The sequence below is a fragment of the Neisseria sp. P0009.S008 genome (genome assembly GCF_051958615.1).
GTDB lineage: Bacteria > Pseudomonadota > Gammaproteobacteria > Burkholderiales > Neisseriaceae > Neisseria > Neisseria subflava.
The window spans coordinates 79,034-100,135 of the sequence record NZ_JBQCVG010000004.1 but is presented as its reverse complement, the minus strand read 5'-3'; the positions used below and the strand labels follow the sequence as shown (position 1 = coordinate 100,135).

General features: G+C 48.5%; 21 protein-coding genes and 1 pseudogene. 13 read left to right on the top strand and 9 right to left on the bottom strand.

What is annotated here, in order from left to right; translation table 11 throughout:
• Positions 1 to 38: 38 nt before the first annotated feature.
• Positions 39 to 749, top strand: coding sequence for a DUF6973 domain-containing protein (locus ACTHSQ_RS04470; RefSeq protein WP_137040825.1), 711 nt, complete (start codon positions 39 to 41; stop codon positions 747 to 749).
• A 32-nt stretch (positions 750 to 781) separates the two neighbouring features.
• Positions 782 to 1,783 carry a porphobilinogen synthase gene (gene hemB / locus ACTHSQ_RS04465; protein ID WP_003683488.1) on the top strand — a complete coding sequence of 334 codons (1,002 nt, stop codon included), beginning with the start codon at positions 782 to 784 and terminating at the stop codon, positions 1,781 to 1,783.
• A gap of 203 nt (positions 1,784 to 1,986) precedes the next feature.
• Here the strand turns inward: hemB and lipA are convergent, their stop codons facing one another.
• The 3 genes from lipA to ACTHSQ_RS04450 form a co-directional block, all read right to left on the bottom strand.
• Positions 1,987 to 2,970, bottom strand: a complete 984-nt coding sequence (gene lipA, locus ACTHSQ_RS04460; protein WP_003683323.1) for a lipoyl synthase — start codon at positions 2,968 to 2,970, stop codon at positions 1,987 to 1,989.
• Positions 2,971 to 3,099: 129 nt separating this feature from the next.
• Positions 3,100 to 3,702, bottom strand: a complete 603-nt coding sequence (gene lipB, locus ACTHSQ_RS04455) for a lipoyl(octanoyl) transferase LipB (protein ID WP_440371312.1) — start codon at positions 3,700 to 3,702, stop codon at positions 3,100 to 3,102.
• A complete protein-coding gene (locus ACTHSQ_RS04450) occupies positions 3,702 to 3,977 on the bottom strand; it encodes an HP0495 family protein (protein WP_250579846.1) in 276 nt (91 codons plus the stop codon). The genes lipB and ACTHSQ_RS04450 overlap by 1 nt, the downstream gene beginning before the upstream one ends.
• A gap of 216 nt (positions 3,978 to 4,193) precedes the next feature.
• On the opposite strand from ACTHSQ_RS04450, the gene lon reads away from it, so the two are divergent.
• The 5 genes from lon to ACTHSQ_RS04425 all read left to right on the top strand — a co-directional run bounded on the left by lon (position 4,194) and on the right by ACTHSQ_RS04425 (position 9,745).
• The gene (gene lon / locus ACTHSQ_RS04445) at positions 4,194 to 6,653 is read left to right on the top strand and encodes an endopeptidase La (protein WP_440371311.1); all 2,460 of its coding nucleotides are present in this window, start codon (positions 4,194 to 4,196) and stop codon (positions 6,651 to 6,653) included.
• A 185-nt stretch (positions 6,654 to 6,838) separates the two neighbouring features.
• The gene (locus ACTHSQ_RS04440; protein ID WP_003683413.1) at positions 6,839 to 7,108 is read left to right on the top strand and encodes an HU family DNA-binding protein; all 270 of its coding nucleotides are present in this window, start codon (positions 6,839 to 6,841) and stop codon (positions 7,106 to 7,108) included.
• 346 nt (positions 7,109 to 7,454) lie between these two features.
• On the top strand, positions 7,455 to 7,724 hold the full coding sequence (locus ACTHSQ_RS04435) for a FeoA family protein (RefSeq protein WP_049349822.1): 270 nt from the start codon (positions 7,455 to 7,457) through the stop codon (positions 7,722 to 7,724).
• Between the two features lie 27 nt (positions 7,725 to 7,751).
• Positions 7,752 to 9,620 (top strand): ferrous iron transporter B, encoded by a 1,869-nt coding sequence (gene feoB, locus ACTHSQ_RS04430; protein ID WP_440371366.1) that lies wholly within the window; start codon positions 7,752 to 7,754, stop codon positions 9,618 to 9,620.
• Positions 9,617 to 9,745, top strand: coding sequence for a FeoB-associated Cys-rich membrane protein (locus ACTHSQ_RS04425; RefSeq protein WP_003683546.1), 129 nt, complete (start codon positions 9,617 to 9,619; stop codon positions 9,743 to 9,745). Before feoB ends, ACTHSQ_RS04425 begins: the two co-directional genes overlap by 4 nt.
• 949 nt (positions 9,746 to 10,694) lie before the next feature.
• Here ACTHSQ_RS04425 and ACTHSQ_RS04420 read toward each other — a convergent pair.
• A complete protein-coding gene (locus tag ACTHSQ_RS04420; RefSeq protein ID WP_003683582.1) occupies positions 10,695 to 11,348 on the bottom strand; it encodes a DUF1287 domain-containing protein in 654 nt (217 codons plus the stop codon).
• 455 nt (positions 11,349 to 11,803) lie between these two features.
• Here ACTHSQ_RS04420 and ubiU point away from each other — a divergent pair, with 455 nt between their 5' ends.
• From ubiU to ubiT, 3 genes are read left to right on the top strand one after another with little or no spacing between them, the layout of a single operon-like run.
• A complete protein-coding gene (gene ubiU, locus ACTHSQ_RS04415) occupies positions 11,804 to 12,811 on the top strand; it encodes a ubiquinone anaerobic biosynthesis protein UbiU (protein ID WP_040564456.1) in 1,008 nt (335 codons plus the stop codon).
• A gap of 12 nt (positions 12,812 to 12,823) precedes the next feature.
• Entirely contained in the window at positions 12,824 to 13,741 is a 918-nt protein-coding gene (locus tag ACTHSQ_RS04410) for a U32 family peptidase (protein ID WP_049352306.1), read from the top strand.
• A complete protein-coding gene (gene ubiT, locus ACTHSQ_RS04405) occupies positions 13,728 to 14,168 on the top strand; it encodes a ubiquinone anaerobic biosynthesis accessory factor UbiT (RefSeq protein ID WP_440371310.1) in 441 nt (146 codons plus the stop codon). Before ACTHSQ_RS04410 ends, ubiT begins: the two co-directional genes overlap by 14 nt.
• 262 nt (positions 14,169 to 14,430) lie before the next feature.
• Here ubiT and mpl read toward each other — a convergent pair whose 3' ends face one another.
• Positions 14,431 to 15,807: a UDP-N-acetylmuramate:L-alanyl-gamma-D-glutamyl-meso-diaminopimelate ligase gene (mpl, locus tag ACTHSQ_RS04400; protein ID WP_440371309.1), complete on the bottom strand. Its 1,377-nt coding sequence runs from the start codon at positions 15,805 to 15,807 to the stop codon at positions 14,431 to 14,433.
• 199 nt (positions 15,808 to 16,006) lie between these two features.
• Between mpl and ACTHSQ_RS04395 the strand changes: the two are divergent.
• A pseudogene (locus ACTHSQ_RS04395) lies at positions 16,007 to 16,126 on the top strand (hypothetical protein); the annotation flags it as partial.
• Between the two features lie 58 nt (positions 16,127 to 16,184).
• Positions 16,185 to 16,508: a BCCT family transporter gene (locus ACTHSQ_RS04390; RefSeq protein ID WP_049352299.1), complete on the top strand. Its 324-nt coding sequence runs from the start codon at positions 16,185 to 16,187 to the stop codon at positions 16,506 to 16,508.
• Here the strand turns inward: ACTHSQ_RS04390 and ACTHSQ_RS04385 are convergent.
• Both ACTHSQ_RS04385 and ACTHSQ_RS04380 read right to left on the bottom strand, forming a co-directional pair.
• On the bottom strand, positions 16,479 to 17,597 hold the full coding sequence (locus ACTHSQ_RS04385) for a low temperature requirement protein A (RefSeq protein WP_440371308.1): 1,119 nt from the start codon (positions 17,595 to 17,597) through the stop codon (positions 16,479 to 16,481). The genes ACTHSQ_RS04390 and ACTHSQ_RS04385 overlap by 30 nt on opposite strands.
• 74 nt (positions 17,598 to 17,671) lie before the next feature.
• A complete protein-coding gene (locus ACTHSQ_RS04380; protein WP_440371307.1) occupies positions 17,672 to 18,391 on the bottom strand; it encodes an aldo/keto reductase in 720 nt (239 codons plus the stop codon).
• Between ACTHSQ_RS04380 and ACTHSQ_RS04375 the strand changes: the two genes are divergently transcribed.
• A complete protein-coding gene (locus ACTHSQ_RS04375; protein ID WP_440371306.1) occupies positions 18,377 to 18,628 on the top strand; it encodes a hypothetical protein in 252 nt (83 codons plus the stop codon). The genes ACTHSQ_RS04380 and ACTHSQ_RS04375 overlap by 15 nt on opposite strands.
• A 218-nt stretch (positions 18,629 to 18,846) precedes the next feature.
• Here the strand turns inward: ACTHSQ_RS04375 and ACTHSQ_RS04370 are convergent, their stop codons facing one another.
• Positions 18,847 to 19,185, bottom strand: a complete 339-nt coding sequence (locus tag ACTHSQ_RS04370; protein ID WP_003683576.1) for a P-II family nitrogen regulator — start codon at positions 19,183 to 19,185, stop codon at positions 18,847 to 18,849.
• A gap of 89 nt (positions 19,186 to 19,274) precedes the next feature.
• Positions 19,275 to 21,059 carry a dihydrolipoyl dehydrogenase gene (gene lpdA / locus ACTHSQ_RS04365; protein WP_440371305.1) on the bottom strand — a complete coding sequence of 595 codons (1,785 nt, stop codon included), beginning with the start codon at positions 21,057 to 21,059 and terminating at the stop codon, positions 19,275 to 19,277.
• Between the last annotated feature and the right edge of the window lie 43 nt (positions 21,060 to 21,102).

The window sequence follows — 21,102 nt, the reverse complement described above, 5'->3', positions numbered from 1 at the left end:
AGAAGTTGAACTCACACAATAATATCGATAGTTACATCATGAAACATATTAAAAAACACATTCAATGCGCCGTTCTCGGCATGCTGGTATTGTCCGGTTGTCAATCTTATCAGGAAGATCAAAGCCGCCGTAGCAAAATGGCTCAATTCGCGCTGAACCATCCCGTAGCCGCCCAAGTTATCGGCATGGAAGACGAAGGTTTAATCAATATGACCAGCAATGCAGCACGTTTTGCCGAGCGTTCAGGTCTGGACGATAAAGCAAACGGCGACAGCAGGGGGACACAAGTCAATGCCGTACGCCAAGCATTGTGGCAGGCGGCGATTGCTTCCAAATTCGACAGTATTATTGCAGAAAAAGCAGGTAATGCGCGTCTGACGGATATGGAGTTGCGTGAAGGTAAAGACGACTACTTCAGCCGCTACCTTGCCGACCAAGCGGTCGATCAACGCAACAACCGTATCGGCCGCAGTATCGGCAGTGCCAAGCCCGACCGCGATATGAAAACGCTAGCGGCAAGCATTTTGTTCTACTACAACAAAGTAGGCTTGTGGACGGCTTCCGAAGTGAACAACCGTTGGCACATCAAACAGGAAAAACTTTCAGACGGCCAGTATGCCGAGGCATTGAAAAACATCGCCAAATTGGATCAAAACGGCATGACCGAACAGGAACGTAGCGGTTATAAAACCAATACGCTCAGCGAAATCAAGCGTTCGGTTAAGGCCATGCGTCAAGTCGAAGACTGATTTTAAGATTTCATCATTTAAAGGCAATTATTATGAATTTCCCTCCGCGTTATGTCTCAAACACCCGTATGCGCCGTATGCGTAAAGACGATTTTTCACGTCGCCTGATGCGCGAGCATACTTTGACGGCAGATGATTTGATCTATCCGGTTTTTGTATTGGAAGGTCAGAATCAGGAAGAGGCAGTACCATCCATGCCTGGCGTCAAACGCCAAAGTTTGGACAAATTGTTGTTTACCGCTGAAGAAGCACTGAAGCTCGGCATTCCTATGCTGGCTTTGTTTCCCGTGGTAACGCAAAACAAAACCGAATTTGCGGAGGAGGCTTATAACCCTGAAGGCTTAGTGCCGACAGTGGTACGAACACTGCGCGAGAAATTCCCAGAGCTGGGTATCATGACCGACGTTGCCTTGGATCCCTATACCATTCACGGCCAAGACGGTTTAACCGATGAAAATGGCTATGTCCTCAACGATGAAACCATTGAAGTTTTAGTAAAACAGGCTTTGTGTCATGCTGATGCGGGCGCACAAGTCATTGCCCCATCAGATATGATGGACGGGCGTATTCTTGCCATTCGCGAAGCTTTGGAAGATGCCGGACATATCCATACACGCATCATGGCATATTCGGCAAAATATGCTTCAGCATTCTACGGCCCATTCCGCGACGCTGTCGGCAGCTCCGGCAATTTGGGTAAGGCAGACAAGAAAACCTACCAAATGGATCCTGCAAACACTAACGAAGCCTTACACGAAGTCGCATTGGATATTCAAGAGGGTGCAGACATGGTAATGGTAAAACCAGGTCTGCCGTATCTGGATGTCGTCCGCCGAGTTAAAGATGAGTTCGGCGTACCGACTTATGCTTACCAAGTTTCCGGCGAATATGCCATGCTTCAGGCTGCCATTCAAAACGGTTGGCTGGATGGCGAAAAAACCATTTTGGAAAGCCTGTTGGCATTCAAACGCGCCGGTGCCGATGGCATTTTGACTTACTATGCGATTGAAGCGGCAAAATTGTTGAAGAAGTAAAATAAAGAAATAAATCAAAAAGCGGCAAACAGTGTTTATCCTGTTTAGCCGCTTTTTTGTATTACTTAAGATTGGCTCAATAGGGAACCGACTAAAATTAATTTTTTAAAATCTAAAAAATCTTGTATAGTCATTTTGACTAAATAAAGGCCGTCTGAAAAACAGTTCCCTGATTTTTCAGACGGCCTTATATGATTTAAACCTTAGTGATGGCTGCAACCGCCGTGTGTTTCACGCAAAGCTTCGGCTGCTTGCTCGTCTGCGTGGTAGCTGGAGCGAACCATTGCGCCGATGGCGGCATTGGTAAAGCCCAATTCGTATGCTTCTTTTTCAAAAACTTTGAATTGGTCAGGTGTTACATAGCGCAAGACGGGCAGGTGGCCGTCTGAAGGTTGCAGATATTGGCCGATGGTAATCATCTCGATATTGTTGGCACGCATATCGCGCATGATTTCGCGCACGTCCTCATCTGTTTCGCCCAAGCCGACCATGATGCCGGACTTGGTCGGGATGTGGGGCATCATTTCTTTGTAGCGGCGCAGAAGCTCGAGGGAATGTTGGTAGTTGGCACCCGGACGGGCTTTTTTATACAGGCTTGGATGGGTTTCCAAGTTGTGGTTCATCACGTCGGGCGGTGTTTCTGCCAAGATTTCCAGTGCGATGTCCAGACGGCCTCGGAAATCGGGAACAAGGATTTCGATTTTGGTATTCGGGCTGGTTTCGCGGATGGCTTTAATGCAGTCGGCGAAGTGTTGTGCGCCACCATCACGCAGGTCGTCACGGTCGACGGAAGTAATCACGACATAGCGCAGGTTCATGGATTTGACGGATTCGGCCAAGTGTTTAGGCTCGTCAGGATCCAACATGTTGGGGCGGCCATGGCCAACGTCGCAGAACGGGCAGCGGCGGGTACAAATATCGCCCATAATCATGAATGTGGCCGTACCTTTGGTAAAACATTCGCTGATATTTGGACAAGATGCTTCTTCGCACACGGTATGCATTTTTTGTTCGCGAAGAATGTTTTTGATTTCAAAGAATTTCTTACCCGGTAATTTGGCGCGGATCCATTCGGGCTTTTTCAATTTTTGTTCCAATGGAACAACTTTAATCGGAATGCGTGCAGTTTTGTCTGCGCCTTTCAGTTTGATGCCGCGTTTGGGGTCGTTTTTTACTTCTTCACTCATGGTGATGTGTTCTTTCTGTCGTTATAAAGGCCGTCTGAAAAGCTGATTGCGGCCTTTATGGCCTAAGGGCTTGTGGGTTCAGAGGGGCTGTTAAAGGATAGCGTTGGGGTCAAATATTTTCAGACGGCCTTATGCCAGCTCTTTTTGTAAATGCTTGGTCAGTTTGTCTGCAACTTCTGCCAAACTAGGTGCCGGAGAGACATAGTCGGCAATTTGGGTCATTTCCATACCGGCATAACCGCAGGGGTTGATATGGGTAAACGGACTTAAATCCATGTTCACATTAAGCGCCAAACCGTGGTAAACGGATCCGTCTTTGATACGCAGGCCAAGGGAAGCGATTTTACGCTCTCCGACATAAACGCCGGGGCGTTTGGGATCGGCGGCTGCTTCGATGCCATATTCTGCCAAGGTGGCGATGATGCTGTTTTCAAGTGCGGAAACGATATGGCGGACGCTGGTTTTACGGCGTTTGAAATTGATCATCGTATAGATGACCAATTGACCTGGGCCGTGATAGGTAATTTGACCGCCTCTGTCGATTTGGACAACGGGAATATCGTCGCGGATGAGGAGGTGTTCGGGCTTGCCGGCCAAGCCTTGGGTAAATACGGGCGGATGTTCGACCACCCATAATTCGTCTTCGGTATTTTCGTCACGCGAGGCATTAAATGCCTTCATGGCTTCGAAAGTCGGCAGGTAATCGACCAAGCCTTTGTGCACGATTATCATTACAGCACCACTTTTACCAATTCGTGTGCAGTCAGGTCGCGGTAGATATTGTCGAGCTGTTCTTGGTTGTCGACATTTACTTTGACGGTTGCGCCGGTGTAGTTGCCTTTGCTGCTTGGGCGCGTAGTGATGTGGTGCGGCTCGGTATCGGGAGCGTGTTTGCGCACGGTTTCCAAGATGGCGGATTCAAATTCGGGATGAACTGCGCCCATAACTTTCAAAGGGAAAGTGCAGGGGAATTCAATCAGTGATTTTTTTTCAGTTGAGTCTGTCATGGTTTTTTACTACCTTGTTTGGTTTGCTCGGGCCGTCTGAAAAGTTTTCAGACGGCCCGAAATCCGATATATTTTATCGTAAACGTCCATATCGGGCTATTAAAAATGATGTTTTCGAAAATAGGTGCGGATAAGCTGTTTTCAAGTCTTGAAATGGAGCGCTTCAGCCCAATTTTGAGCTACATTCTGATTTAACAATGATTGAGATTTCTAACTATGCCGACAAAAGACAAATATTTCGAGGAATACAGTGCGCTGGCTACCTTGCCTTTACGCGATGTCGTGGTGTATCCGCATATGGTATTGCCGCTGTTCGTCGGTCGTCCTAAATCGATTGCTGCCCTTGAGGCGGCAATGGCCAATGATGATCCGGTTTTCCTGTTGGCCCAACTTGACCCTAATACAGAAGACCCTAAAGCTGAAGACTTGCACCAGACCGGTACTGTTGCCCAAGTTTTGCAGGTTTTGAAGCTGCCTGACGGCACCGTTAAAGTATTGGTAGAAGGTATCCGTCGTGCGCGTGCGTTGACGGTTGATGAAACAGGCGGATTGTTTTTGTCTCATGTTGAGGCGATTGATGAGAATAGCGACAAGGACAATCCTGAAATTGAGGCCTTGCGCCGGACTCTGCTGACTCAATTTGAGCAATATGCGAAGTTGAACAAAAAAATCCCTGCCGAAGTCATCAGTACCATCAGCAGCATTGATGACAACAGCCGCCTTGCAGATACCATTGCCGCGCATTTGCAGCTGAAATTGGAGCAGCGTCAATATGTATTGGAGACTGCCGGCATTGTTGACCGTTTGGAATTTCTGCTGGCGCAGTTGGAAGCCGAACTCGACATCATGCAGGTCGAGAAACGTATCCGTGGCCGTGTGAAACGTCAAATGGAAAAATCCCAACGCGAGTATTACTTGAATGAGCAAGTGAAAGCGATTCAGAAAGAGTTGGGCGAAGAAGACGAGCGCGGCGAGCTGGATGCGCTGGAGAACAAAATCAAAGAAGCTGGCATGAGCAAAGAGGCTGAAGAAAAATGTCTGTCTGAATTGAAAAAACTGAAAATGATGCCGCCGATGTCTGCGGAATCTACCGTCGTGCGCAACTATATCGATACTTTGCTTGAGTTGCCGTGGAAGAAAAAATCCCGTGTCAGCAAAGATATTGCCAAAGCCGATTTGGTGTTGAACGCTGACCACTATGGTCTGGAAAAAGTCAAAGAGCGCATTTTGGAATATTTGGCTGTTCAAAAACGTATGGACAAGCTCAAAGGCCCGATTTTGTGCCTGGTTGGTCCTCCAGGGGTGGGCAAAACTTCCTTGGGTGAGTCGATTGCCAAAGCCACAGGCCGCCAATATGTGCGTATGGCGTTGGGCGGCGTGCGTGATGAAAGCGAAATCCGCGGCCACCGCCGTACCTATATCGGCTCTATGCCGGGCAAAATCCTGCAAAACATGGCGAAAGCCGGTGTGAAAAATCCATTGTTCTTGCTCGATGAAATCGACAAGATGGGCAGCGATTTCCGTGGTGATCCGGCCAGTGCTTTGCTTGAGGTGCTGGATCCTGAGCAAAACAACAAGTTTGCCGACCACTATGCCGAAGTTGATTATGATTTGAGCGATGTGATGTTTATTGCAACTTCAAACAGCTTGAATATCCCGACTCCGCTGCTTGACCGTATGGAAATTATCCGTCTGTCCGGTTATACGGAAGACGAAAAAATCAATATCGCCATGCAATACCTTGTGCCGAAACAAATGAAGCGCAATGGTGTAAAAGAGGGCGAATTGGTGGTTGATGAAAGTGCGGTACGCGATATTATCCGTTACTACACCCGCGAGGCCGGTGTCCGCTCGTTGGATCGTGAAATTGCCAAAATCTGCCGCAAAGTGGTAATGCAGGTTACTTTGAATGAGGATAAGAAAAAAGCGTCTAAATCCAAAACAGTAAGCAAGGCCAAGCCTAAAGCGATTAAAGTTACTGAGAAAAATCTGCATGACTATCTGGGCGTACGCCGTTTCGACTATGGTGTGGCTGAAAGCGAAAACCGTATCGGTCAGGTAACCGGTTTGGCTTGGACGGAAGTCGGTGGTGAGTTGTTGACTGTTGAGGCGGTTGCCTTGCCGGGCAAAGGTACGATTCAATGTACCGGCCAACTGGGCGATGTCATGAAAGAATCGGTATCGGCCGCATGGTCGGTTGTCCGTTCCCGTGCTGAATCAGTGGGTTTGGCTCCTGATTTTTACGAGAAGAAAGACATTCACATCCATGTGCCTGAAGGTGCGACGCCAAAAGACGGTCCGAGCGCAGGTATTGCCATGACTTTGGCGATGGTTTCTGCCTTCACCAAAATTCCGGTGCGTGCGGACGTGGCGATGACTGGCGAAATCACTTTGCGTGGCGAAGTTTTGCCTATCGGCGGTTTGAAAGAAAAACTGCTGGCTGCTTTGCGCGGCGGGATCAAGCATGTATTGATTCCAAAAGACAACGTCAAAGATTTGGAAGAAATCCCTGAAAATGTCAAAACCGGTCTGACCATTCATCCGGTCAAATGGATTGATGAAGTGTTGGCTTTGGGCTTGGAAACTCAGCCTGAGCAATGGGCAGCTGAATTGACGGTTGCCGAGACCCCGCAAACTTCTAAGGCGAAGTCAAGGACAAAAGCAACCAAGCATTAAGTTGGCCGTCTGATGTTGCAAAAAATGTGGTTTTGCCCTGAATGCCACAAAAATAGGGCAATTCCACATCTTTTACTTGACATGATAATTTGAGAATTGCTATAAAGTGCGTATGTGCTTTAAAAGTGCTTAAGCCCCGAGTATTCGGGCATTTCATCATTTTTTACGATAGGAAGGGACTAATTGTGAACAAGTCTGAATTGATCGAAGCAATTGCTCAAGAAGCCGGCATTTCCAAATCTGCTGCGCAAAAAGCTTTGGATGCTACTACTAATGCCGTAACCAACGCGTTGAAAAACGGCGACACTGTTACTCTGGTCGGTTTCGGTACTTTCTACGTCGGCGAACGCGCCGAACGTCAAGGCCGCAACCCTAAAACTGGCGAGCCTTTGACTATTGCTGCTGCTAAAACTCCTAAATTCCGTGCCGGTAAAGCATTGAAAGACGCTCTGTAATTTAGAGTCTTTCCCTGAATGGGAATAAAAAACCGATTTGATTCGGTTTTTTATTTTGAAGGCCGTCTGAAACCTTTCAGACGGCCTTTAGTTTGTTGAGTGCATAAAAAGGCTGAAATCCTAATGATAAAAGGATTTCAGCCTTTTTAGTTTATCTTGTTACATTTGATTTTTATATTGATATACCTTATCATTAACGGAAACACAGTATTCAAAACAAACCGCACTTATCGAAAGAAGGGGCAAATAGCCATTCATAACCAATCTTTCAAATGTGCCACGCACTCGTCATACTTCTCACATTTTTTCAATAATCTGATTTTAAAACAAATGAAAAGAGAGGCTTATGTCTACCATTCCTTTATCAAGCCTTAAAAAAGGCGCAGTCGTACATATTGATTCCATTGCTCCCAACCCTGTTTTTGGTGATTTGGATACCTTGGTAACCCGTCGTCTTTCGGATTTGGGTTTTTCCAGCGGAATGCCGTTGCAAGTGATTGCCGTGGGCGGTTTTGGAAGAGGACCGTTTGCAGTACGCTTGGGCAATCAATCCCAATTTTCCCTGCGTTTGGAAGAGGCCGGGAAGATTATGTGTCGTATCGTTGAGGCCGTTTAAGGCCGTCTGAAAGAATAAGGAAAAATGATGGAACTAAGCTATTTTGCCTTGATTGGCGCGCCAAACTGCGGCAAAACCGTTTTGTTCAACGGTTTGACCGGCGCACATGCCAAGGTTGCCAATTATCCGGGCGTAACTGTCGATAAGCGCGAGGGCGCCTTCCTCGACGACGAGGCCGTCCGCATTATCGACCTGCCGGGCACATACAGCCTACGCACGACCAGCCCCGACGAAGCGGTGGCGAAAGATGTAATGGTAGGCAAGATGGGCATTCCGCCCGATGCCATTATTGCCGTTGCCGACGCGACCAACCTGCGTATGACCCTGCGCATGATTTTGGAACTGAAAACGCTGGGACTGCCTATGGTGGTGTCGCTGAATTTGAGCGACGTGGCCCGCAAAAGGGGCTTGAATATCGACGCGGCCAAACTGAGCGAGTTGTTGGATGCACCTGTTTTGGAAACAGTTGCAGTGAGCGCGTCGGGCGTACAGGCTGTACGCGAAGCCGTGGCGAAGCTGCCGCGCAAACGCTCTTTCCCCGCAAACCCCGCCTCTGCCGAACGCACGCTCGATGCGCTGGATAGCGACAAACTTTATCAAGAAGTCGAATCGATTTTGGCACAAGTGGTACGCACCCAGATGACGCTGCCCGCATGGCACAAAAAACTCGACGACATCGTGCTGCACCCCGTTTGGGGCATGATTATGCTGCTGGTTATCCTGTTTATGGTGTTCCAAGCGGTATACACTTGGGCGGCTCCGATTATGGATGCTATCGAAGGCGGCTTTGCCGCGCTGGGCGAATGGATAGGCGCCAACATGGAGCCGGGCATCCTCAACGACTTGCTCGTCAACGGCGTCATTGCCGGTTTGGGCAGCGTGTTGGTGTTCCTGCCTCAGATTACGATTTTGTTTGCCTTTATCCTGCTTTTGGAAGACTCGGGCTATCTGCCGCGTGCAGCCTTCCTGTTGGATAACATCATGGCGAAAAGCGGTTTGTCCGGCCGTTCGTTTATTCCCCTTTTGTCCAGCTTTGCCTGTGCCGTTCCTGCCGTGATGTCGGCGCGAACCATTAACGACCCGCGCGAACGCCTTGTTACCATTGCGGTTGCGCCGTTGCTGACTTGTTCCGCACGTTTGCCGGTGTATGCGCTGATTATCGCCGCCGTCATTCCTGACCGTACAGTGGGCGGTATTTTCAACCTGCAAGGCCTGACACTGTTTATTCTTTATATCGCAGGCATCCTGTCGGCTGCATTGGCGGCATATATCATGAAACGCTTGGCGCGAATGAAAGGCAACGTGCAACAATTCCCACTCTTGATGGAATTGCCGACTTTCCGTACGCCTAACTTTAAACACATCATGACTAGTCTGTGGGATAGGGTAAAAGCCTTCCTGAAACGCGCGGGTACCATCATTTTTGCGTTGGCCGTGGTTCTGTGGGGCTTGGTAAGCTGGCCGCAACCGCCTGAAGGCGCAACCGGTGCAGCCATCGATTACAGCTTGGCAGGTACGCTTGGTCATGCTATTCAGCCGTTGTTTGCACCTTTGGGCTTTACTTGGGAAATGTGTATCGCCATGATTCCGGGTATTGCCGCGCGCGAAGTGGTTGTTGCCGCATTGGGTACCGTTTACGCCGTCAGCGCGTCGTCTGAAGATGCGGTACAAAACGCACTGATTCCTATCGTACACAACAACTGGGGCTTGCCAACTGCCTTTGCCTTCTTGGCTTGGTATGTGTATGCTCCGATGTGTGCCGCGACTTTGGCCGTGATTAAACGCGAAACTAAATCCACGAAAAATATGCTTATGATTACAGGCTATTTGTTCCTGATGGCTTATTTTGCCGCATTTGTGGTTTACCAAATTTCTTCAAGGATACTATCGTCATGACTCAATATATTATCGTCGGCTTGATTATGCTCGCCTGCGTATTCTTCCTCTTGCGAAAATTCGTGTTCAAACCGAAAAAACGCGACTGCAGCAGCGGCTGCGGCAAATGTGGCGGTTGCGGTTAAATAGAGGGTTAGGTAAAAGTAAAAGGGCCGTCTGAAATGGTTTCAGACGGCCTTTTTGTATGTTTAAACTATGGGTCAATCATTGTTGCAGGGCTTTCTAAGATTATGTGACAAAATGCTTAAACTGTCTTTTTTCTTGGGAAAAGGATACAAGTGATTAAAAATATCAATGTTCCCCCTACGAAATCAATTAAATGGTGTTGATAGACAAATAAGACCGAAATGGCGAGTAAAAACCCCATATACCAAAAAATGATTTTAAGAATTTGGATTTGAATTCTCTACAATAAACCTCAGCCGAAAGAAAAGCGAAACTCACATGTAATGACGGGCATTGATTAAAACTACTGTCCAATTTTCCCAAAATATAAAAGAAGGATTTTAAAATTTGGTTATCGACTTCAGGCTTGGGAAAATAAAATTTCATAGGAAATATTACAAATAGAGCAGTAGAAACTCCGATTAAAAAGGTTGCTCTTTTTATCAGTAATTTCAGACTGCTTTCGTTCTTTTCCAAAAATATAGTGACCAAGAAGAAAAACGGTGACGTCATATAAGGCAACATAAAGATGGGCAAGAAAGGAATATTCCTTTCCCAATCTATAAAATATGAAGGCACATTATCGACTGTATATGTATAAAACTCAGCTCTCTTGTAAAAACCGACAAAAAATATTGATATAAAAATTGTATATTTAATCTTTAGTTTCGATAGCTTATCCACTTACCGATTTTCTCCATCCATGATTCCAATATAATTAAAATCGTAAAAGTTCATCACACTATCATATATATCAGTGATATGGAATATGTCGCACTGTCTCTAATATTTTGTCGGATGGTTATCTCATCTATGGTTTCAGACGGCCTCGAAAGGTGGATTGTAAAAAAAGCGCAAAATTACAGATTGGGTATGATATTGAAGTGAATCTTTCAGTAGTCTCATGATTTATTGAACGGGAAGCCTGAAATGTCCGGTGATGGTGTAGCGGTAGAGGACGTCGTCTTCACGGGTTCCCGAACCGATATTATGGATAATCAGTGGCCTATCGCCGATTTTTCGATCGGAGACAATGCCGATATGGGGACGGTTTCCTTTTAGTTCCCAAGTTACAATATCGCCAGCTTGATAGTTTGTATCTTGAACGGCCCAGCCTTGACGCGTGAAATAAGTCATTAGGTTAGGGACACGGCGGTGGTCGATATTGGTATCAGGTTGTTTCAAACCCCAGCGTTTAGGATAGACGGAAAAGTTGCGGCTCATGTCTTGATGAACAAGCTCTTGCAAATCTATATTTTGCTCACGCAATGCACGGATGACCACGTCTGTGCAAACGCCTTTTTCCATCGGTACATCGCCCATCGGATAAGTGAGCTTCGTGTAAGCCGGGTCGTAACGAAGGGTTTTACCAATTTGATTTCGTGCAGATTGGACAATTTGCGGAGATGGTTCTTCGGGTTCGGTAATCTCCTGTTGTAGGAAATCGGTATTAATACTTGGGATAGAGTTGTGATGACGGGCAAAAAATACAGCTGTTGTAATCAGAAGGATAGAAAGCACAATACTGATAACTATGGGCTTAAAGGCTGTTTTGTGTTTCATGATATATACACGGCTTAGATGTTGTTTGCATTATTATCAAATTTTTGGGTGGGTTGGCAATGCATAATGGAAAAATGGTCTTTAGCAAGTATGTATGGGTAAATAATAGATGAGTGTTATTTGGGTATTACTAAAACGTTTTTCGTAAATATAGATTTTAAATTGGTACATGATAAAAGGTCGTCTGAAACAGGTTTCAGACGACCTTTTATTGTAAAAATCTATAAATTTAATAGATAATAACTATTCTCATATTATCAAGCTAGAAAAGATAACCCGCTGATTAACTTGATATTTTATATGGTTAAATTATGTTAACTAAAACATACGCTATCCAAACCTGATTTCACAGTTGATTTAAATCATAATGTCTTGTGTCCAAATCTCTAAAATACCCGAAATCATATTAGATATTGATTTTCGAATAACAAACTACAAGAGTCGAGGAACGCAAAATGCCGAAAATCCCTGAGTTGGTTTGTCCTGCCGGTAATCTGCCTGCTTTGAAGACGGCGGTGGACAATGGCGCTGACACAGTTTATATGGGGCTGAAAGATGCGACGAATGCGCGCAATTTTCCGGGACTGAATTTCGATATGAAATCGGCGCAGGAAGGGGTAGCTTACGCCCATGCGCGCGGCCGCAATGTGTTGATGGCAATCAATACTTTTGCCCAGGCGGGGCAAATCGAGCGGTGGCATCGGGCTGTCGATACGGCGGTGCAACTGGGGGCGGACGCGATAATCGTTGCCGACCCTGCGATTATGGCTTATGCCGCCGAGCGTCATCCTAATTTGAGGCTGCACATGTCGGTGCAGGGTTCGGCCACCAATTACGAAGCCATCAATATGATGAAGGAACTGTTCGGCGTCCGCCGTGCCGTGTTGCCGCGCGTTTTAACGGTCGATCAGGTCAAGCATGTGATTGACAATACGGATGTGGAAATCGAAGTGTTCGGTTTCGGCAGTTTGTGTGTGATGGTAGAAGGGCGCTGCATTTTATCGAGTTATGCGACGGGTGAATCGCCGAATATGCAAGGCGTGTGTTCGCCGGCGAAGGCTGTGCGCTGGGAGCAGCTGCCCGACCGCATGAACGTGCGGCTGAACCAAGTATTAATCGACCAGTACAAACCGGACGAACCGGCAGGCTATCCGACCTTGTGTAAAGGCCGTTTCGAGGTGAACGACGAAACCTATTACGCGCTGGAAGAGCCGACCAGCCTGAATGTTTTGGAAATGCTGCCCGAACTTATTAAAATTGGTGTATCCGCCATCAAAATCGAAGGCCGCCAGCGCAGCCCGATGTACACGGCGCAGGTTACCAAATCGCTGCGGCAGGCTTTGGACGCTGCCGCGGCCGATCCGGCTCATTTCAAAGTCAATCCGGTGTGGAACAACGCGCTGAGTAAGGTTTCGGAAGGGCATCAGACGACCTTGGGCGCATACAGCCGTCCGTGGAAATAAGGGGGAGGGAAAATGAATCCGATGAAACTATCGCTGGGGCCGGTCTTGTTTTTCTGGCAGAAGGAAGCCCTGCTGGAATTTTACACCGCCATGCTGGATGCGCCGGTGGACACCATTTATCTGGGCGAAGTGGTGTGTTCGCGTCGCCAGAAAATGCGTTTTGCCGACTGGGTCAGCCTGGCGGAAGATTTGGCGGAAAGCGGCAAAGAGATTATTTTGTCGTCGCAGGTGCTGCTGGAAAGCGAATCCGATTTGAAACGCCTGCGTAAAATCACGGGGCAGGACAAATTCAAAGTCGAAGCCAACGATATGGGCGCGGTCAAATTGGCGCGCGAACACGGTATTCCGTTTGTCGCCGGCGCCAGCCTGAACATTTACAATGAAAGTACGCTGGCATTGTTTCAGAAACTTGGCGCATACCGCTGGATTGCGCCGTCCGAGTTGAGCCGCGACAAAGTTGCTGAAATTATCAAGGCCTCAGACGACATCGAAACGGAATTGTTTGCTTGGGGCAAAATGCCTTTGGCGTACTCTTCACGCTGCTTTACCGCGCGACATTACAACCTGAACAAAGACGGCTGTGAATTCCGCTGCTTGGATTACGAGCAAGGTATGGACATGAACACCCGCGAGGGCAAGCCGTTTTTAACCATCAACGGCATCCAAACCATGTCTTACGGCTGCCAAAACCTGCTGCCGCACCATGAGGATTTGCGACAAATCGGTGTGAACATGCTGCGCCTGTCGCCGCAAATGCACGGCATGGCGGAAATCGTCCGTATCCACCGCGATGTATTGGACGGCAAAACCGCACTGGCGGATGCGCTGCCCGAATTGGAAAGACTGACCACCGGCACGCTGGTGGACGGTTATTGGCACGGTCAGCCGGGTATCGAAGCCGTGAAGGAGGAATATTATGGCGTTGCCTGAAATTGTATTGCCCGCATGGGCGGGAAAAATCGGCGGAAAATTACCGGGCAGGCCGCCGCGCTTCGCTTTGGTTTTTACCCTCAACACCATGCTCAAACGCGGATTGCTGCCCGCCGATATGAGCCTGTTTGACGGTCGAACCTTCGAAATTGACGTATTGGACGCAGGCATCAAGGTGCGTTTCACCGCCAATGCCGAAAAATTCATCGATGCGGATTTTTTGGGTACGCCCGATTTGCGCCTTGCCGCCAACGGCATCGACTTTATGCGCATGATGATGCGCGAGGAAGACCCGGATACTTTGTTTTTCAATCGCAAACTGCAAATCGAAGGCGATACCGAGCTTGGGCTGATTACCAAAAACCTGCTCGACAGCGTGGACTGGCCGTTCGGAGATTGGTTTTTGAAGCGGCAGATGTTCGACTGAATGCCGGTTCGTGCAAGAATAAAGCAAAGCATTCATCCATTAAGTTTATGATTTAAAAATAAAATATCCAATACCTTTTACAAAATTCCCAAATCCCTAAATTTCTACCAAGGTATTTAGGGATTTGGGAATTTGTGTTTGGATTTTGGCCACCGGGTAAAAAGGTATTTTGCAAAAGTCTCAATCCACAACAAAAAGGCCGTCTGAAAACCAAATTCCGGTTTTCAGACGGCCTCAATCATTTAAAACTTTCAACAAACTCTTATTTCAACGCTTCCAGCAGCTTCCCGTGTATCCCGCCGAAACCGCCGTTGCTCATGACCAAAATATGGTCGCCTGCTTCGGTATTTTTCACGATTTCGGCGACGAAGGCATCGAAGTCTTGACCGACGTGCAGCTTGCCGTCCAAAGGCGCGAGAGCTTCGGCGACGTTCCAGTCCACGCCGCCGGCGTAGCAGAACACTTGGTCGGCACCTTTGAGGCATTCGGGCAGAGCGGCTTTCATGGTGCCAAGTTTCATGGTGTTGGAACGTGGCTCGAGGACGGCGAGGATGCGGGCATTTCCGACGCGCTGGCGCAGGCCTTCGATGGTGGTTTCGATGGCGGTCGGATGGTGGGCGAAGTCGTCGTAAACGGTGATACCGTTCACCGTGCCTTTGATTTCCATGCGGCGTTTAACGTTTTTAAATGCGTTCAAGGCCTCGCAGGCCGTCTGAATATCGACGCCGGCATGACGTGCGGCGGCGATGACGGCAAGCGCGTTCATGCGGTTGTGTCCTCCCATCAAATCCCATGCGACGTGTCCGGCTTTTTTGCCGTCAAGCAACACGTCGAACGAGCCGTCAGCATTGACTTCGCCGACCTGCCAGCCGTGTTCGGTGCCGAATTTTTCCACCGGTGTCCAGCAGCCTTTGTTCAAAGTATTTTGCAGGCTTTGTTGTTGTCCGTTGCAGACGATTAGACCTTCAGACGGCACGGTGCGCACGAGGTGGTGGAACTGGGTCTGTATTGCGCCCAAGTTGGTAAAGATGTCGGCGTGGTCGAATTCGAGATTGTTCAACACGGCGGTACGCGGACGGTAATGTACGAATTTGGAGCGTTTGTCAAAAAAGGCAGTGTCGTATTCGTCGGCTTCGATAACGAAGAATGGGGATTTTGAATTAGGATCTTGGCGCGGCGTTTGCGGCAGGCGGGCGGAAACGCTGAAGTTTTCCGGTACGCCGCCGATGAGGAAGCCTGGCGCGAGTCCGGCATATTCCAAGACCCATGCCAGCATAGAGGCGGTAGTCGTTTTGCCGTGTGTTCCGGCTACGCCGAGTACCCAGTGTTGGTGTAATACGTTTTCAGCAAGCCATTGTGGGCCGGAAATATAAGGCAGGCCGCGGTTTAAAATCGCTTCAACCACATCCATGCCGCGTTTGGCAACATTGCCGATAACGTAAATATCGGCTTTAAATTCGTCCAACTGCGCGGCATCGAAGCCTTCGTGTACGTCTATGCCCAAGGCTTCGAGCTGGGTGCTCATCGGCGGATACATCTTCGCATCGCAACCGCTGACTTTAAAACCTGCTTCTTTGGCAATAGCCGCTACGCCGCCCATAAATGTGCCGCCGATACCGATAATGTGGATGTGTTTCATGATAAGACCGTCTTGGGAATGAATTAATTTTAAAGCCGTCATTATAACGGAGTTTGGATAAAGGGGTCGTCTGAAAAGTAAAGCGGCAATAAGAATAGGGGAGAGATAGGGAGGATTGAATCTTAATAGGGAATTTTTAGGTTATAGTTGCTACTGAAATATTTATACTTTGGGCGCTGTGTTGCCGATTGAAAAAGGTATGAAATGGCTGGGCGATATGACTGTAGTTCTGTCTTTGCTCATGCTGGTGTTTGTTTTCTTGGTTGACCCGACTCACTACTTCCTCAGCAACTTGGTTGTCTCTATCGGTAATATCCTTACTCAAACCGTTCACCATTCTTTCGAGCTGTACTTGTTCCACAACCGCGATTGGTCTAATGGCTTACTGGGTATGGTGGATTACTTGGGCACCATTTGTGGGCGTGTTCTTAGCGAAAATTTCCAAAGGCCGTACTTTGCGCGAATTCGTGCTGGCATCCATTATGGTACCAGTCGGCTTCCTCGTGATTTGGTTCTCCGTATTCTCCGGCTTCAGCCTGCTTGATACTGTTGAAGGTACTGGACGCTTGGCAGAAATTGTCAATAAAGGCGACTACGAAGGTACATTCTATTACCTGCTCAATATGCTGCCTCTGTCTTTTGCAACCAAACCATTGACCGTTATCCTGTTCTTAGGTTTCGTGGTTCTGGTTTGTTTGTGAAAGTTGTCGGGTGCGACGTTCAAAATACACTGTTGCCATGGCAATCGCAGCGGTCATCAATGCCGTTGTGGTTAAGATAACAAGGGGCTGCGGCGGTAAAACGGCGGCCAGCCCTGCGCCGATAACGAATAAGGTCGTCTGAAAAATCCAAAGCCGTTGCGGTCGGCGGTGTTCGGGCTTGTTGTACGGCGTGTTGGCGGCAACCCCGAGATAAAACACGCCCAAACCGAGCCACAGCATTCGGACGGACTCAGCGGTAGCGGTGCTGTTTTGGTGCAGCCAAGCCAGTGCCACCGTTACCAAAGCGATGCCGATCAGTACGGCATAATGGCTGTACGAGGGCAATGCGCCCGAGTTTTGCGCTTTGTGTTCGTCGATAAAATAGGAAAACTGCATCACATAAACCGTAAACATCGCAAACAGAATCACAATCACGGGCAGTGCGCCGATTTCAAACTTCGCCACGTGGAAATAAGGGGCGATGTCGATCACGGTTTCGCCGAAAAAAATAATCACCAGCCCGTTTAGGCGTTCGAGTAGATGCGGAAAATTCACCGCAGGTTGCTTGTGGCTGACAAAGGTGGGTAAAATCCAACCCAAACCGAAACCGCCCAGCGCAACCCACTGTCCGATATGGGCGGGAAACAACAGCGAACCGAGCACCGTCGCCGCCGTCAATCCGCGCAATCCCGCCACCAGCTTGATTCTGCGGCGTTGTTCGGGGGAAGCGTGGCGGGCAAGCTGCAACAGATATTGCAGGCAGACACTGCCGACCAGTAGCCCCAGCGCAAGATTAAACGGCACAAAATTCGCCAGCCAGTCGCTGCCCACCGCATTGGACAAAAACAGCAGAAAAAACATATCGGCAAACAAAAACAGCCGATCCCGCCAAGAGTTGTCGCCGAAGCGGTTGATGTAAATGCTCTGGTATAACCAAACGGTAAACAGAATCACCAGCGAAATCAGAAACGTGACGTAATCGGCTTCGTCGGCGTGGTGCACCAGCTCGGTGGTGCGGGACAAAGCATATACAAACACCAAATCATAAAACAGCTCGGGCAGCCCGACTTTTTTCTCTCCAACAGGCATAAGCCCTCCGGTTATGATGAATAATTTATTGAAGAATAACAGTTTTTACTGACAAGTACCATTGCCCGCGCAGCTTAAAAATGGCTCTCATCAATGTCCATTTTGCCCAATTTTTGGTTAATGGCGTGCAATTCGTCCGCAGTCAGGCGGATTCGCAGTGCGCCGAGGTTTTCCGCCACCGCCAAGCGGTGTTTTTTGGTGGTGCCCGGAATCGGTACGATAAAGGGCTTTTGCGCCAGTTCCCACGCCAACACGATTTGCGCGGCGGTGGCGGATTTGGCGGCGGCGATTTCGGCTAATAAATCCAATACCGGTTGATTGTTCGCCATCACCTCGGCGCGGAAACGCCCCATGGTACGGCGGAAATCGCTTTCGGCGTACTGGGTCTGCGCGTTAAAACGGCCGCTTAAAAAGCCGTTCCCCAGCGGGCTATATGCTACAAAGCCGATATGGTTGGCTTCGCAAAAAGCAAACAATGCTTTTTCGGGGGCACGGAACACCATGGAATATTGGTTCTCCATGGCGGTAATGGGCGTAACGGCGTGGGCGGCGGCCATATACTCAATCGGCGTGTTGGACACGCCCCAATGATGGATTTTGCCTGCCTTAATCAATTCGCCCATTACTTCCGCTACCGCCTCGGCGGGTACATTCGGGTCAATGCGATGCTGGTAATACAGGTCGATGTAGTCGGTTTGCAGATTGTGTAAGGATTCGTCCACTTGCTTGCGGATGGATTCGGGGCGGCTGTCCAGCACATTCTCCACGCTGCTGGCGGAATGAGTTTGCCCCACAATGCCGATCCAACTGTAGGCGACAACAGTACGGTAGTAAATTTTGCTTTTGCACCGACTTCAGTAGGCGGCTTGGGCATCAACTACACAATCACGCTGGAAGGCTGGTTGTATACGGTAAGCCATACTCAAGCGCAACAAGAGAAAGTCAACATATTCGTCAATGCTCTGAAAGTAGGCGGAAAAATCTGCTCGAATTTCTTAATGCTTGATAATGTGAGATTTTTGGTAGATTGAACCTAAGTCAATCATAGAAAACGGATACATGTTTGATAAGCGGCATTTTTATTATCTATGGTTTCTATGTTTATTCAGGCTGGCAGTGATGGTTTGATGTCTTAGAAAAGTTGTGGCTGTAATTGTGAAAATAATGCCGTCTGAAAAATAAGTTCTGAGCAAACCACGCTACGACTTATTTTCAGACGGCATTTGTCTTCTGTATTTTACGATTTCTATTAAAGTGCTGCTTCTGAGCGTTCTCCGGTACGAATACGGATCGCTTCTTCAACGGGATAAATAAAGATTTTACCATCACCGATTTTGCCGGAATGCGCGGTTTCTAAAATGGCGTCCACAGCCTGATCGACTTTGTCGTCAGCCAATACCAATTCAATTTTTACTTTAGGCAGAAAATCGACTGCGTATTCCGCGCCGCGATAAATTTCCGTATGGCCTTTTTGGCGGCCGAAACCTTTGACTTCGCTGACAGTCATGCCGGTAATACCGATTTCAGTCAGGATTTCGCGTACATCGTCGAGTTTGAAAGGTTTGATAATGGCTTCGATTTTTTTCATATTGAGTCTCCTTGTTTGCGAAAAGGCCGTCTGAAACATTCAGACGGCCTTTGTTCCATCAAGTTCGTTCAAATTTTATTTGAGTGAACTTATTTCTTTTTCTGAGCCGGCAGGTCGGTACATACGCCCAATGCCACTTCCGCAGCCATACCGATGGATTCGCCAAGGGTTGGGTGTGGGTGGATGGTTTTACCGATATCGGCTGCATCACAGCCCATTTCGATGGCCAAGCAGATTTCGCCGATCATATCGCCGCCGTTAGGGCCAACGATACCGCCACCGATAATGCGGCCGGTTTCAGCATCAAAAATCAGCTTGGTGAAACCATTGTCGCAACCGTTGGCAATCGCACGGCCGGAAGCAGCCCATGGGAAGTTGGCTTTGGTGATTTTGCGGCCGGAGGCTTTGGCAGACAACTCGGTTTCGCCAACCCATGCCACTTCAGGAGAAGTGTAAGCAACGCCCGGAATAACGCGCGCGTCGAAGTAGGCTTTGTGGCCGGCACAGTTTTCAGCGGCAACGTGGCCTTCGTGAACGGCTTTGTGTGCCAACATCGGTTGACCGACGATATCGCCGATAGCGTAGATGTGTGGCACGTTGGTGCGCATTTGTTTGTCCACTTCGATGAAGCCGCGATCGGTAACGGCAACACCGGCTTTTTCTGCGCTGATGAGTTTGCCGTTAGGCACACGACCGGCAGCTACCAGTACGGCATCGTAACGTTGTGGTTCTTTAGGCGCATTTGCACCTTCGAAGGTAACGTAAACGCCGTCTTCTTTAGGCTCGACAGCAACAGTTTTGGTGTTGATCAGGATGTTGTCAAAACGGTATTCGTTTTGTTTTTGCCATACTTTAACCAAGTCGCGATCTGCGCCTTGCATCAGGCCGTCCATCATTTCAACGACGTCGAGGCGTGAACCCAGCGTGCTGTAAACCGTACCCATTTCAAGGCCGATGATACCGCCGCCGATGATCAACAGTTTGCCCGGTACTTCTTTCAGAGCCAAAGCGCCGCTGGAGTCGATGATGCGTGGATCTTCAGGGATGAAAGGCAGTTTGGTTACGCGGCTGCCTGCGGCAATGATACAGTTTTTGAAGGCAACGATTTTTTTCTCGCCGGTAGGAGTAGCTTGCTCGTATACTTCGCTGGTCGTCAGAGAAACTTCCAAGTGGTGCGGATCTAAGAATTGGCCGTCACCTTGGATAATGTCTACTTTACGGCCTTTAGCCATACCAGCCAAACCGGTAGTCAGGCGGGAAACCACGCCGTCTTTGTAGCCGCGCAGCATGTCGATATCGAGTTCAGGCTCAGGGTATTTGATACCGTTGGCAGCCAAGTGGCGTACTTCATCGATAACGGCAGCATTGTGCAACAGGGCTTTGGAAGGGATACAGCCGACGTTCAAGCAAACGCCGCCCAAAGTTTTATAACGTTCAACGATGGCAACTTTCAAGCCTTCGTCAGCAGCGGCAAATGCCGCAGAATAACCGCCAGGGCCGCCACCCAATACGACTACATCGTATTCGGCATCGGCAGAACCGCCGAATTGAGCAGCTTGAGGAGCAGGAGCGGCTGCTTTAGGTGCTTCTTGTGCAGGAGCGGCAGGCGCTTCGGCTTTAGGAGCAGCAGCCGCACCTTCGGCCTCAACGACAACAATCAAACCGCCTTCGGAGATTTTGTCGCCGACTTTAACTTTAACCTCTTTGACTACGCCTGCAACTTCGGCAGGTACGTCCATAGTCGCTTTATCGGTTTCCAAAGTAATCAGTGTATCGTCCACAGCAATGGTATCGCCCACATTTACTTCAACCGCAATAATATCTACATTTTCGTGACCGCCAATGTCGGGCACTTTCAATTCAATTAAGCTCATGTCTAATCTTTCTGAATGATGTTCGGGCTTCTTTTTTTCAGAC